This is a genomic window from Streptomyces sp. NPDC058662 (assembly GCF_042716255.1).
Taxonomy (GTDB): Bacteria; Actinomycetota; Actinomycetes; order Streptomycetales; family Streptomycetaceae; genus Streptomyces.
The window spans coordinates 60,900-73,412 of the sequence record NZ_JBHXRU010000027.1 but is presented as its reverse complement, the minus strand read 5'-3'; the positions used below and the strand labels follow the sequence as shown (position 1 = coordinate 73,412).

12 protein-coding genes are annotated in these 12,513 nt (G+C 74.7%); 7 read left to right on the top strand and 5 right to left on the bottom strand.

Annotation, left to right across the window (positions count from 1 at the left end; translation table 11 throughout):
* The 3 genes from ACFWUQ_RS13000 to ACFWUQ_RS12990 all read right to left on the bottom strand — a co-directional run.
* Nucleotides 1–460 (bottom strand): hypothetical protein (locus ACFWUQ_RS13000; RefSeq protein ID WP_384536912.1); only part of this gene is annotated, 460 nt, incomplete at its 3' end.
* A gap of 97 nt (nt 461–557) precedes the next feature.
* Nucleotides 558–746 (bottom strand): DUF397 domain-containing protein, encoded by a 189-nt coding sequence (locus tag ACFWUQ_RS12995; RefSeq protein WP_384536898.1) that lies wholly within the window; start codon nt 744–746, stop codon nt 558–560.
* Between the two features lie 167 nt (nt 747–913).
* Entirely contained in the window at nt 914–2,035 is a 1,122-nt protein-coding gene (locus ACFWUQ_RS12990) for a threonine aldolase family protein (protein ID WP_384536895.1), read from the bottom strand.
* A gap of 98 nt (nt 2,036–2,133) precedes the next feature.
* Between ACFWUQ_RS12990 and ACFWUQ_RS12985 the strand changes: the two genes are divergently transcribed.
* Genes ACFWUQ_RS12985 through ACFWUQ_RS12965 form a run of 5 tightly spaced genes read left to right on the top strand, consistent with a single transcriptional unit; the run spans nt 2,134 to nt 7,566 of the window.
* Nucleotides 2,134–3,051 (top strand): Rossmann-like and DUF2520 domain-containing protein, encoded by a 918-nt coding sequence (locus ACFWUQ_RS12985; RefSeq protein ID WP_384536893.1) that lies wholly within the window; start codon nt 2,134–2,136, stop codon nt 3,049–3,051.
* On the top strand, nt 3,048–4,040 hold the full coding sequence (gene panC, locus ACFWUQ_RS12980; protein ID WP_384536890.1) for a pantoate--beta-alanine ligase: 993 nt from the start codon (nt 3,048–3,050) through the stop codon (nt 4,038–4,040). The genes ACFWUQ_RS12985 and panC overlap by 4 nt, the downstream gene beginning before the upstream one ends.
* Entirely contained in the window at nt 4,037–5,782 is a 1,746-nt protein-coding gene (locus ACFWUQ_RS12975) for an L-aspartate oxidase (protein ID WP_384536887.1), read from the top strand. The genes panC and ACFWUQ_RS12975 overlap by 4 nt, the downstream gene beginning before the upstream one ends.
* A gap of 2 nt (nt 5,783–5,784) precedes the next feature.
* Nucleotides 5,785–6,753, top strand: coding sequence for a carboxylating nicotinate-nucleotide diphosphorylase (nadC, locus tag ACFWUQ_RS12970; protein WP_384536909.1), 969 nt, complete (start codon nt 5,785–5,787; stop codon nt 6,751–6,753).
* A 3-nt stretch (nt 6,754–6,756) separates the two neighbouring features.
* The gene (locus tag ACFWUQ_RS12965; protein WP_384536885.1) at nt 6,757–7,566 is read left to right on the top strand and encodes a type III pantothenate kinase; all 810 of its coding nucleotides are present in this window, start codon (nt 6,757–6,759) and stop codon (nt 7,564–7,566) included.
* Between the two features lie 11 nt (nt 7,567–7,577).
* On the opposite strand, the gene ACFWUQ_RS12960 is transcribed toward ACFWUQ_RS12965, so the two are convergent.
* Nucleotides 7,578–7,814, bottom strand: coding sequence for a hypothetical protein (locus ACFWUQ_RS12960; RefSeq protein ID WP_384536882.1), 237 nt, complete (start codon nt 7,812–7,814; stop codon nt 7,578–7,580).
* A gap of 621 nt (nt 7,815–8,435) precedes the next feature.
* On the opposite strand from ACFWUQ_RS12960, the gene ACFWUQ_RS12955 reads away from it, so the two are divergent.
* Nucleotides 8,436–9,992, top strand: a complete 1,557-nt coding sequence (locus tag ACFWUQ_RS12955; RefSeq protein WP_384536879.1) for a M28 family metallopeptidase — start codon at nt 8,436–8,438, stop codon at nt 9,990–9,992.
* Nucleotides 9,993–10,165: 173 nt separating this feature from the next.
* Here ACFWUQ_RS12955 and ACFWUQ_RS12950 read toward each other — a convergent pair whose 3' ends face one another.
* Nucleotides 10,166–11,095, bottom strand: a complete 930-nt coding sequence (locus tag ACFWUQ_RS12950; protein ID WP_384536906.1) for an SAM-dependent methyltransferase — start codon at nt 11,093–11,095, stop codon at nt 10,166–10,168.
* A gap of 208 nt (nt 11,096–11,303) precedes the next feature.
* Here ACFWUQ_RS12950 and ACFWUQ_RS12945 point away from each other — a divergent pair, with 208 nt between their 5' ends.
* Nucleotides 11,304–12,509 carry a sensor histidine kinase gene (locus tag ACFWUQ_RS12945; protein WP_384536876.1) on the top strand — a complete coding sequence of 402 codons (1,206 nt, stop codon included), beginning with the start codon at nt 11,304–11,306 and terminating at the stop codon, nt 12,507–12,509.
* Nucleotides 12,510–12,513: the final 4 nt, after the last annotated feature.

The window sequence follows — 12,513 nt, the reverse complement described above, 5'->3', positions numbered from 1 at the left end:
GGGCGGGCGCCGGCCCCGCGGGCCCGCCCCCGCCGTCCTGCCCGCCCGCCAGCGCGAGCAGCCGGGTCCGGGGCGCGGGGGCGGCGGCCCGCAGCCGCCGCCGCACGGACCGCTCCGCGACGACCTGGGCCCGCTCCAGCAGCGCCGCCGCGACCGCGTTGGCGCGCAGGGCGCGCAGCGCGGCGAGGTCGTCGGGCACCGGCTCGTAGCCGGCGGACAGGGCGTCCTGGAGGAGCTCCAGGTAGCCGGAGAGGCTGCCCGGCAGGGCTCCCCGGTAGCGGGCGAGGTCGTCCAGGAGGAACGCTCTGAGCCGCCCCGCCTCCTGGACGGCGTCGTCCACCGACCGCGCGAGGCGCAGGCAGTCATGGATCTCCGCGGCCGACAGGGGGGCCGCGGAGGGCTGAAGGGCGTGGGCGAGCGAACGCTTGAGCACGTGCAGCTCAGCAGCGCTGAACGCCATGCCGCCGCAAGATCCGTAAGGCGTGGGCATGGGCCGAAGATACGCGCTAATCGGACAAAATCCCCCGAGGAGGCGGGGGCGGCGCGCGGCGGGTCCCTCAGCCGGACGCCTTCACCGCCCGGAGGAAGTCGATCCACGCGGCCTGGGTCGTGGCGAGCACGAGGTGCGCGGGGTCGGCGCGGTCGGCGACACGGACGAGGGATCCGGGGGTGGCGGCGACGTAGACGCAGGCGTCCGCCTCATCACAGAACGAGGACTTCTGCCACACGGGGGGCTGAGCGGTCATGTTTCTCTCTCCTCCGGTCACGGTCGCCGGTAATTCCCGTGGGGCACCGTATCGCCGCGGCGCGGGTGGTCCGGCGCCTTTCCCGCAATTCGGCGTTTCCTCCCACCGCGCTCGGCGCGGCCGCGCGGGGCGGCGGGGCGGCGGGGCGGCGACGGGGCGGGACGCGGCTACAGCCGGGCCAGGAAGTCCGACACCGCTTCCGCCACGTCCGACGCCGTCCACGACAGGCCCGGTTCCGTCACCTCCAGCTCCGTCATCGACAGCCCCGGCACCCCGTCGGGCGACCACCGGCGGAAGAGGACCCGGCCCGTCTCCCGCGCCTGCCGCAGCCCGGCCTCGGTCAGGCGCTCCGCGTCGTACGGAAGCCACACCTGGAACTGGTGGGTGTGCGGCACGCGCGGGTGGACCCGGAACCACGGCACCCCCCGCTCCTCCAGCGCGGCGTCCAGTGCCGCCGCCACCGCCCGGGCCCCCGCCACGTACTCGGGGAGCCTCGGCAGCTCCCGCTCCAGGCCGGCCAGGGCGGCCAGCGCCTGCGGGAACTGGCGGAAGACCTGGCCGCCGTAGCGGTGCCGCCACACCCGCGTCTGCTCCACGAACTCGCGCGGCCCCGCGAGGGCCGCCCCGCTGAGACCGCCGAGGGACTTGTAGAAGGAGACGTACACCGAGTCCGCGAGCCCGGCGATCTCCGGCAGCGGGCGCCCGAAGTGGACGGTGGACTCCCACAGCCGGGCGCCGTCGAAGTGGACCACCGCGTCCCGCTCCCGGGCCGCCGCCACCAGCGCCTCCAGCTCCTCCCAGGCGGGCAGCAGGAAGCCCGCCTCGCGCAGCGGCAGCTCCAGCATCAGCGTCCCGAAGGGCTCCGGGGCCTCCCGGACCTCCTCCGCCGTCGGCTGGCGGGCCTCGACCGTCGGGTGCGTGACCCGCAGCCCCGACACCACCGACAGCGCGTCCCCCTCCCACCGCTCCGGATGGCTCATCGGGTGCAGGGCCACCACCGGGTTCCCGGTCCGCCCCGCCCAGCAGCGCAGGGCGACCTGCTGGGCCATGGTGCCGCTGGGGAAGAACGCCGCGTCCTGGGTGCCGAGCAGCTCGGCGACCCGCCGCTCCAGCTCGGCCACGATCCCGTCGCCGTACACGTCGGCCGGCTCGTCCAGGTCGTACGGGGCGTCGGCCAGCGAGGCGAGCAGCTCCCCCACCGAGGGCTCCAGCAGGCTGCGGGACAGCGCCCGGTCGGCCCCTCGCCAGGCCGCCACCAGCCGCTTCGTACGTTCCGTGTCCTCGCTCATACCCCAGATCATCGCCGACCCCGCCCGGAACCCAGGGGCTAGCATGGCGACGTATCGTCCGGTACCCCCCGCGGACTGGAACGGAAGGCCCTCCCCGCGTGAACTCATCACCGCAGCCCCGCCCTGCCCGCCTCGCCGTCGGCGTCGTCGGCGCCGGCCGGGTCGGCCCCGCGCTGGCCCGCGCGCTCCAGCAGGCCGGACACCGGCCCGTCGCCGTGTCCGGCGTGTCCGACGCCTCCGTGCGCCGGGCCGCCCGCATGCTGCCCGACGTGCCGCTGGTACCGCCCGCGCAGGTGCTGGAGCGGGCCGACCTCGTCCTGCTCACCGTCCCCGACGACGCCCTGCCCTCCCTCGTCGAGGGACTCGCGGAGACCGGGGCCGTCCGCCCGGGCCAGCTCCTGGTGCACACCTCCGGGCGGTACGGGACCGCCGTGCTCGACCCGGCGCGGCGCGCGGGCGCGCTGCCGCTGGCCCTGCACCCGGCGATGACCTTCACGGGCACCGAGGTCGACGTGCAGCGGCTGGCCGGCTGCTCCTTCGGCGTCACCGCCCCCGACGAGCTGCGGCTCGCCGCGGAGGCCCTGGTCATCGAGATGGGCGGGGAGCCCGAGTGGATCGCCGAGGCGGACCGCCCGCTGTACCACGCGGCCCTGGCGCTCGGCGCGAACCACCTCGTCACCCTGGTCGCCCAGTCGATGGAGCTGCTCCGCAAAGCCGGCGTCGAGCACCCCGACCGCATGCTCGGCCCGCTGCTCGGCGCGGCCCTCGACAACGCCCTGCGCTCCGGGGACGCGGCCCTGACCGGCCCGGTGGCCCGGGGTGACGCCGGTACGGTCGCCGCGCACGTCTCGGAGCTGCGCAAGCACGCCCCCGGCACGGTCGCCGGCTACCTGGCCATGGCCCGCACCACCGCGGACCGGGCCCTCGCACACGGCCTGCTCAAGCCCGAGCTCGCCGAGGACCTGCTCGGCGTCCTCGCGGACGACGCCGAAGGAAACGGAAGTGGTGACCGGTGACCGCGCTCGTGCTGCACACCGCCGGGGAGCTGCACGCGCTCCCGCGCACCGGCCGCCGGGCCGTGGTGATGACCATGGGCGCCCTGCACGAGGGGCACGCCACGCTGGTCCGCACCGCCCGCGAGCTGGCCGGCCCCCAGGGGCAGGTCGTCGTCACCGTCTTCGTCAATCCGCTGCAGTTCGGGGCGGGTGAGGACCTCGACCGCTATCCGCGCAGCCTCGGCGCCGACGTGCGCGTCGCCGAGGAGGCGAGCGCCGACGTGGTGTTCGCCCCGGCCGTGGACGAGGTGTACCCCGGCGGGGACCCCCAGGTGCGGATCGCCGCCGGCCCCATGGGCGGGCGCCTCGAAGGGGCCACCCGCCCGGGCCACTTCGACGGGATGCTGACCGTCGTCGCCAAGCTGCTCCACCTGACCCGCCCCGACCTCGCGCTCTTCGGCGAGAAGGACGCGCAGCAACTGGCTTTGATCCGGCGGATGGTGACGGATTTGAACTTCCCCGTGGAGGTGGTCGGCGTCCCGACCGTCCGCGAGGAGGACGGGCTGGCGCTGTCCAGCCGCAACCGGTACCTGTCCGCCCCCGAGCGCCGCACCGCGCTGGCCCTGTCGCGGGCGCTGTTCGCCGGGCGCGACCGGCTCGCCGCGCAGGCCGCGCTGCGGGCGCGCGCCGAGGCCGCGCCGGCGAGCGACGAGCGCGCCACCGCGCTGGCCCGGCTCGGCGAGATCCGGGCCTCGGCCGACGCGCACGCCGTCTCGGCGGCGGGCGCCGGGCTGCCGGACGCGGTCCGGGCGGCGGCACGGCACGTACTGGAGGAGGCGGGCCGACAGGACCCGCCCCTGGTACTGGACTACCTGGCGCTGGTGGACCCGCAGGACTTCACCGAGGCCCGGCCCGACTTCACGGGGCGGGCCGTCCTGGCCGTCGCCGCGAAGGTGGGCACGACCCGGCTGATCGACAACATCCCATTGGAGTTCGGAGCACACTCGTGAGCACCACAGGCAGAGGCCCGGTGGCCGGCGGCGGTACCGGAATACGGCTGCACGCCCCCGCCCCCGGCTGGGCCGTCGACGCCGACGTCGTGGTCGTCGGTTCCGGCGTGGCGGGCCTGACGGCCGCGCTGCGCTGCGCCGCCGCGGGCCGCCGTACCGTCGTGGTCACCAAGGCCCGGCTCGACGACGGCTCCACCCGCTGGGCCCAGGGCGGCATCGCCGCCGCCCTCGGCGAGGGCGACACCCCCGAGCAGCACCTGGACGACACCCTCGTCGCGGGCGCGGGCCTGTGCGACGAGGAGGCCGTACGGCTGCTCGTCACCGAGGGCCCGGACGCGGTACGGCGGCTGATGGCGACCGGCGCCGTGTTCGACACCTCCGCCGAGACCGGCGAGATAGAGCTGACCCGCGAGGGCGGCCACCACCGGCGCCGGATCGCGCACGCGGGCGGCGACGCCACCGGCGCCGAGATCTCCCGGGCGCTCGTCGAGGCGGTCCACGCCGCGGGCATCGAGACCGTGGAGAACGCCCTCGTGCTGGACCTGCTCCAGGACGCGGAGGGCCGTACGGCCGGGGTCACCCTGCACGTCATGGGCGAGGGCCAGCACGACGGGGTGGGCGCCGTCCACGCGCCCGCCGTGATCCTCGCGACCGGCGGCATGGGCCAGGTCTTCTCCGCCACCACCAATCCGGCGGTGTCCACCGGCGACGGCGTGGCGCTCGCGCTGCGCGCCGGCGCGGAGGTCTCGGACCTCGAATTCGTGCAGTTCCACCCGACGGTGCTGTTCCTCGGCCCGGACGCCGAGGGGCAGCAGCCGCTGGTGTCGGAGGCGGTGCGGGGCGAGGGCGCGCACCTCGTGGACGCGGACGGGGTCCGCTTCATGGCGGGCCGGCACGAGCTCGCCGAGCTGGCCCCGCGGGACATCGTCGCCAAGGGCATCATGCGCCGCATGCAGGAGCAGGGCGCCCAGCACATGTACCTGGACGCCCGGCACTTCGGCGCCACGATGTGGGAGCAGCGCTTCCCCACCATCCTGGCCGCCTGCCGCGCCCACGGCATCGACCCGGTGACCGAGCCGATCCCCGTCGCCCCCGCCGCGCACTACGCGTCCGGCGGCGTGCGGACGGACCTGCACGGCCGGACGACCGTCCCCGGCCTGTACGCCTGCGGCGAGGTCGCCTGCACGGGTGTGCACGGCGCGAACCGGCTGGCGTCCAACTCCCTCCTGGAGGGCCTGGTCTTCGCCGAGCGGATCGCCGACGACATCGCCCGCCGGGCGGTCTCCGGCAGCGGCCCGGGCATCCCGGTGCCCGCCAGCGGTCCGCTGCAGCCCGCCGGGGCGCGGTACGAGGTCCAGCGGATCATGACGAACGGCGCGGGCGTGCTGCGCTCGGCCGAGTCGCTGCGCACGGCGGCCGAGGACCTCGAAGCGCTGTACGCCACCGCCCTGAACGAGCTGGAGGCGCACGGCAAGACCGCCGAGCCGGGCGTGGACACCTGGGAGGCCACCAACCTGCTGTGCGTGGCCCGGGTCCTGGTCGCCGCCGCCCGGCAGCGGGTGGAGACCCGCGGCTGCCACTGGCGCGAGGACCATCCCGACCGGGACGATGCCGACTGGCGCCGCCACCTCGTCGTGCGTCTCTCGGCGACCGAGAAGCGCGCCCTGGTGGTCGTCCCCACCGACTCCGCGGACTTCCCGTCCGTGCACACCCCCCTCAGTACCCCGAGCCTGGAGCAGTGACCGTGAGCACCCCCGAACTCCCCCTGATCGACCAGAACGACGGCGGCTGCGGCGAGGACTGCGCCTGCGGTGACGGCGAGGAGACCGGCCTGGACCCGGCGCTGGCCCAGCTGCTGGCCGACGCGGGCCTGGACCCGATCGAGGTCGAGGACATCGCCCACATGGCGCTCTCCGAGGACCTGGACGGCGGCGTCGACGTCACGACCGTCGCCACCGTGCCCGAGGAGGCCGAGGCCGTCGCGGACTTCATCGCGCGGGAGGACGGGGTCGTGGCGGGCCTGCGTATCGCCGAGGCCGTCTTCTCCGTGGTGTGCACCGAGGCCTTCGAGGTGGAGCGGCACGCGGAGGACGGCGACGCCGTCAAGGCGGGACAGGTGCTGCTCTCCGTGCGGTCCCGCACCCGCGACCTGCTGACGGCCGAGCGCAGCGCGCTGAACATCCTGTGCCGCCTGTCGGGCATCGCGACCGCCACGCGCCGCTGGGCGGACGTGCTGGAGGGCACCGGGGCGAAGGTCCGCGACACCCGCAAGACGACCCCGGGCCTGCGCGCGCTGGAGAAGTACGCGGTGCGCTGCGGCGGCGGCGTCAACCACCGCATGTCGCTGTCGGACGCGGCGCTGGTCAAGGACAACCACGTAATCGCGGCCGGCGGGGTCGCGCAGGCCTTCCAGGCTGTGCGGGAGGCCTTCCCGGAGGTCCCGATCGAGGTCGAGGTCGACACCCTGGAGCAGGTCGGCGAGGTGCTGGAGGCGGGCGCGGACCTGATCCTGCTGGACAACTTCACGGTGGAGCGGACGGCGGAGGCCGTGGCCCTGGTGGCCGGCCGCGCGGTGCTGGAGTCCTCGGGCCGCCTCACACTGGACACGGCGCGGGCGTACGCGGAGACCGGCGTGGACTTCCTGGCCGTCGGCGCGCTGACGCACTCCGCGCCGATCCTGGACATCGGCCTCGATCTGCGCGAGGCGGTGTAAGCCGTGCTCCTCACCATCGACGTGGGCAACACCCACACGGTCCTCGGCCTGTTCGACGGTGACGAGATCGTCGAGCACTGGCGCATCTCCACGGACCCCCGGCGCACGGCCGACGAGATGGCCGTGCTCATGCAGGGCCTGATGGGGACGCACCCGATGCTGGGCAGCGAGCTGGGCGACGGCATCCACGGCATCGCGATCTGCTCGACGGTGCCGTCGGTCCTGCACGAGCTGCGCGAGGTCACCCGGCGCTACTACGGCGACGTGCCCGCGGTGCTGGTGGAGCCCGGTATCAAGACCGGCGTGCCCATCCTCATGGACAACCCGAAGGAGGTCGGCGCGGACCGCATCATCAACGCGGTCGCCGCGGTCGAGCTCTACGGGGGCCCGGCGATCGTGGTCGACTTCGGTACGGCGACCACCTTCGACGCGGTGTCCGCGAAGGGCGAGTACGTGGGCGGGGTGATCTCCCCCGGCATCGAGATCTCGATGGAGGCACTCGGGGTGCGCGGCGCCCAGCTGCGCAAGATCGAGCTGGCCCGGCCGCGCAACGTGATCGGCAAGTCCACGGTCGAGGCGATGCAGTCGGGTGTGGTCTACGGCTTCGCGGGCCAGGTGGACGGGGTCGTCGCCCGTATGGCCAAGGAGCTGGCGGGCCCGGCGGGGGACCCGGACGACGTACGGGTCATCGCCACCGGCGGGCTGGCCCCGATGGTCCTCGGCGAGTCCTCGGTGATCGACGACCACGAGCCCTGGCTGACGCTGATCGGCCTGCGGCTGGTCTACGAGCGCAACGCGCCCAACTTCGACTGAGCCGCTCCGCATCACGGGTCGGCGGGCGGCGTGCGGCGGGCGAGGGGCGAGCCCAGTCGGCCCAGCCCGCGCAGCGCGGCGCGCCACGGGTGGCGGGCCGGGCGGCCCTCCACGACGGGCCGGAACCGCTGGTACGTGCGGGCCTCCCGCAGCGCGGCGAGGTCGTCCCGGCCCGGGGGCGGCGGCATCGGGGCGCCCTGTTGGCAGGCCCGGTAGGTGTCGACGAGGTACTGCTCGATCGCGGTCATACGTCCACCCTCACCCCGTCGGCGGCACCCCGCACGACGATCGGCGTCCGGCGCCGGCCCGCCCCCGCCGGGGCCCTGCGGGGCCTCCCCCGGGGGCTCCGCCGCCGCGTGCGCGATCACCCGTACGGCCGCCGCGGCGCGCCCGGTACGGCCACCCGGACGGAGCCCTCGGCGCGGGTGCGCGCGCCGCCCGGCCGCGGGGTGCGCGACCAGAATGGCCTGATGAGGGTCACCACGGACGCCGCCGGGCCCGCCCCCGGGCGTCCCCCCGCGCGCCGGCCGCGCCGCGGCGCCCGGCCGTGCCGAATTGGGCCGCCCTGGTGCTTACGCGGCGCCAGGGGCGGTATGCCCGGCATCAGTTGGATGCGGCCGCTGCCGTCCGGATCGGCCCGGACTGCGGCGAGGGCGGCGTCCGGTAGCCGAAAACCGCAGGCGGGCGGCCGGTTCTGGGCGGTACGTAGTCACCGATATACGGAATTCATAAACCGGAATCAGTGAAAACTCTGGTCAGAGTGGCCACTTGCTGTCTAACGTGCGTCCACCGTTCCCCCCGTGCACGCGCACCACATCCGCACGTTCCGCTTCGCCTGCCCTGCTCGTCTTTGTCGTGGAAGGACCTCCATGCCCTCACGCCGTATAGCCGCAGCGACCGCCGCTTTCGCCGCCGCGGCCCTCGTCTCCCCGCTGCTCCTCGCCGGGCCGGCCGGCGCCACCGGGAGCCCGCAGAGCGATGCCGCCCGGGGTGACGCGCTGGCCAGGAAGCTGGTCAAGGACGCGACCGGCAAGGGTGCCAACAACCACCTCAAGGTGTTCCAGTCGATCGCCGACTACAACAACGGCAACCGCGTCGCCGGCTCCAAGGGCCACACGCAGTCCGCCCAGTACGTCGAGGCCGTGATGCGCGCGGCCGGCTACAAGGTCACCAAGAACGAGTTCGACTTCGTCTACGTCGAGGCGATCGCCGAGAAGCTCACGGTGAACGGCGCCGACGAGCGCGACGTCCCGATCCACCTGATGACCTACACCAAGTCCGGCCCGGAGGGCGGCATCACCGCGCCCCTGGCCGTCGCCCCCGTGGACGCGGACGGCACCAACGGCTGCGAGCCGGGCGACTTCGCCGCCGGCGCCTTCACGGGCAGGATCGCGCTGGTCAAGCGCGGCGGCTGCACCTTCGCGGTGAAGCAGGAGAACGCGGCCGCGGCCGGCGCCGTGGGCGCCGTCATCTACAACAACACCCCGGGCGCCCTGAACGGCACCATGGGCGACCCGGCCGCCGGCAAGGTCCCGACCGGTGGCGTGTCCCAGGAGGACGGCGAGAGGCTCGCCGCCGAGGCCGCCGCCGGGCCGGTCGAGGTCACCCTCGACATCCGCGAGCTGCGCGAGAACCGCAAGACGTACAACGTCATCGCCGAGACCCGCGGCGGCGACGAGAACAACACCGTCTTCCTCGGCGCCCACCTCGACTCCGTCGCGGCGGGTCCGGGCATCAACGACAACGGCTCCGGCTCGGCCGGCATCCTCCAGGTCGCCCAGCGCCTCGCGAGCAACCAGACGAAGATCAAGAACAAGGTCAAGTTCGCCTGGTGGTCGGCCGAGGAGTTCGGCCTGCTCGGCTCCGAGGCCTACGTCGCCGGGCTGACCGAGGACCAGAAGAAGAAGATCAAGCTCTACCTGAACTTCGACATGATCGCCTCGCCGAACGCCGCCTACTTCGTCTACGACGGCGACGACTCGGACGCCACGGGCGCCGGCCCCGGCCCCGAGGGCTCCGCCCAGATCGAGCGCGGCATCACCGACTTCCTCGACTCGAAGAAGATCCCGCACGAGGGCACGGACTTCTCCGGCCGCTCGGACTACGGCCCGTTCATCGAGGTCGGCATCCCGTCCGGCGGTACGTTCACCGGCGCCGAGGGCATCAAGACGCAGGCCCAGGCCGCGAAGTTCGGCGGTCAGGCCGGTGTCGCGTACGACGTGAACTACCACGCGGCGGGTGACGACATCACCAACATCGACCAGAAGGCGCTCGACATCAACGTCGACGTCATCGCGGACGCCGTGGGCCACTACGCGCACGACCTGGCCCCGCTGGCGAAGCCGGTCGTCTCCCAGCCCACCACCCCGGGCACGGGCAGCGGCGGCGGCCTGCACGAGGGCCACGGCCACGAGGTCACCGAGTAGGAACACGCGCAACACGTCCGGCGGTGGGGCCGGCTTCCCGAAGGGGAGGCCGGCCCCACCGGCGTTCGTACGGGGCGGGGTGCGGTCGGGGGTGGGATCGGGTCGGGCGCGGCGGCGGCCGGTCGAGCGGTACGGGGCGCGGCCGGGCCGGGCGGCGACGGCCCGGTCCGGGGTCAGGCGTTCTCGGGCCAGCCGCCGATGCCGACCGGCTGCACCAGCCAGCCGAAGTCGCCCAGGCCGCCGCGGGCCGTCAGCTCCGCCGCCTCCCCCGCCGCGGACAGGGCCCGTACGTAACCCGCCGGATCCGTCGAGGCCAGGGCGAGCGGGGGCCGGGCCCCCGAGACGCCGAGGGCGGCCAGCGCCTCCCGCTGGGTGAGCAGGACCGCGCCCGGCCCCGCGCAGGCGTCCAGTGCCACGTGCGCGGTGACATCGCGGCTCCCGTCCGGGACGGGGGGCACCTCGCGTCCGCCCAGGAACCCCGTCAGCGTCCCGTACGGGGGCCTCGCCTCCCGGGTGTGCGCGTAGTCCACCGCCACCGCCAGGCCCCGGTCCACGGTCGCCGCGGCCGCCGCCCACGCCTGGTCGCGCGCCCGGCCGACCTCCGCCCGGCCGCCGCCGGGCCACCAGCGCTCCAGCCAGGCCCGGTCCGCCTCGTCCAGCGGGCCGCCCGGGCTCTCCGTGCCGTCCGGCGCTACCAGTACGTAGCGGCCGTCCTCCGCGATCTCCAGCGGGACGTTGTCCAGCCACTCGTTCGCGAAGAGGAGCCCCGTCATCCGCTCGGGCGGGGCCGCCGCCCAGAGGATGCGCGGGTCCAGGCCGTCCGGGCGCGGCGCCCGCTCCACCGCGTACGGGCGCACCCGCGCGGCCAGCTCCGGCTCCAGCGCGCCGAGCACCCCGGTCAGCAGCTCGCCCCGGCCGGCCCCCATGTCGACGAGGTCCAGCCGCCCGGGCCGGCCGAGCCGCCCGTCCACCCACCGCAGCAGCCGGGCCACGGCGAGCGCGTACAGCGGCGAGGCGTGCACCGACGTACGGAAGTGCCCGGCGGGCCCCGGTCCGCCCGGGCGGACGTAGAAGCCGCCCGGTCCGTACAGCGCGGCCTCCATGGCGACCCGCCAGCGGACCGGGGCGGAGGCGGGGGCGGCCGGCGCCACCGGGGCCGGGGCGGGGGTCGGGGCCGGGGGCTCGGGTGCGTCCTTGGTGCTCACCCCCGAAGGCTAGGCTCACTGTCCACCTTGGGGAGTACACACCCGGCGCCAGGTTCGCACCTGTGGTTGACTCCAGCACCTTTCTTCTTTCCCTACTCTGGGTTACGTGCAGCGCCTCTACGACTTCCTCCGCAGACACCCGACGGGCGTCGACAGCTTCTGGGCTGTCCTCTTCTTCGGGTTCTCGATGATGATCGTGGTGTCCGGCGACGACACTCCCGCCACGCGGCTGACGGTCGTCCCGGCCGTGGTCGCGCTGAGCGCCGCCGTCGCGCTGCGGCGCAAGTGGACCCAGGCCATGTTCTGGGTCACCGTCGGCGCCGGCGTCTACCAGCTGCTCATCGCCTTCGAGGCGCAGTTCTTCGACCTCGCCATGCTCGTGGTCCTCTACACGGTCGCGGCCGCCGGCGACGTCCCGCGGTGGCTCTCGCGCGGGGCCCTCGGGGCGGGGCTGCTGGCCTCGCCGCTCTACGCCCTGCGCTTCGGCATCGACAAGGGCACCACCAGCGGCACCGAGAACGTGCTCATCACCGTCTTCATGATGGTCCCCTTCGCCCTCGCCTGGGTCCTCGGCGACTCCCTGCGCACCCGCCGGGCCTACTACGCCCAGCTCGTCGAGCGCAACCAGCGGCTGGAGAACCAGCGCGAGGCCCAGGCCAAGGTCGCGGTCGCGGCCGAGCGCGCCCGGATCGCCCGCGAGCTCCACGACGTCGTCGCGCACAACGTCTCCGTGATGGTGGTCCAGGCGGACGGGGCCGCGTACGTCATGGACGCGGCCCCCGAGCAGGCCAAGGAGGCACTCCAGACCATCTCCGGCACCGGCCGCCAGGCCCTCGCCGAGATGCGGCGGCTGCTGGGCGTCCTGCGCACCGGTGAACCGCAGGAGTCCGAGGACTACGTACCGCAGCCGGACGTCGAGCAGATCGAGGTGCTGGTCGAGCAGGTACGCGCGGCCGGGCTCGCGGTGGACTTCGAGGTCGAGGGCGCGCCCCGGCGGCTGCCCAGCGGCGTCGAGCTCACCGCGTACCGCATCGTGCAGGAGGCCCTGACGAACACCCGCAAGCACGGCGGCCCGGACGCGAGGGCGAGCGTCCGCCTGGTGTACTTCGACGACGGACTGGGCCTGCTGGTCGAGGACGACGGACGGGGCTCGGCCCACGAGTTGTACGAGGACGGCGGCGCGGACGGCGCCGGGCACGGGCTGATCGGCATGCGGGAGCGGATCGGTATGGTCGGCGGCACCCTGGACACGGGGCCGAGGCCCGGCGGCGGCTTCCGGATCAGCGCGCTGCTTCCCCTGAAGAAGAAATGACGAG

Excerpts from the sequence above, each read along its gene's own strand:
- ACFWUQ_RS12990 (WP_384536895.1), bottom strand. The coding sequence starts at position 2,035 with ATGAGCGAGGACACGGAACGTACGAAGCGGCTGGTGGCGGCCTGGCGA.
- ACFWUQ_RS12995 (WP_384536898.1), bottom strand. The coding sequence starts at position 746 with ATGACCGCTCAGCCCCCCGTGTGGCAGAAGTCCTCGTTCTGTGATGAG.
- ACFWUQ_RS12960 (WP_384536882.1), bottom strand. The coding sequence starts at position 7,814 with ATGACCGCGATCGAGCAGTACCTCGTCGACACCTACCGGGCCTGCCAA.
- ACFWUQ_RS12955 (WP_384536879.1), top strand. The coding sequence starts at position 8,436 with ATGCCCTCACGCCGTATAGCCGCAGCGACCGCCGCTTTCGCCGCCGCG.
- ACFWUQ_RS12950 (WP_384536906.1), bottom strand. The coding sequence starts at position 11,095 with ATGGAGGCCGCGCTGTACGGACCGGGCGGCTTCTACGTCCGCCCGGGC.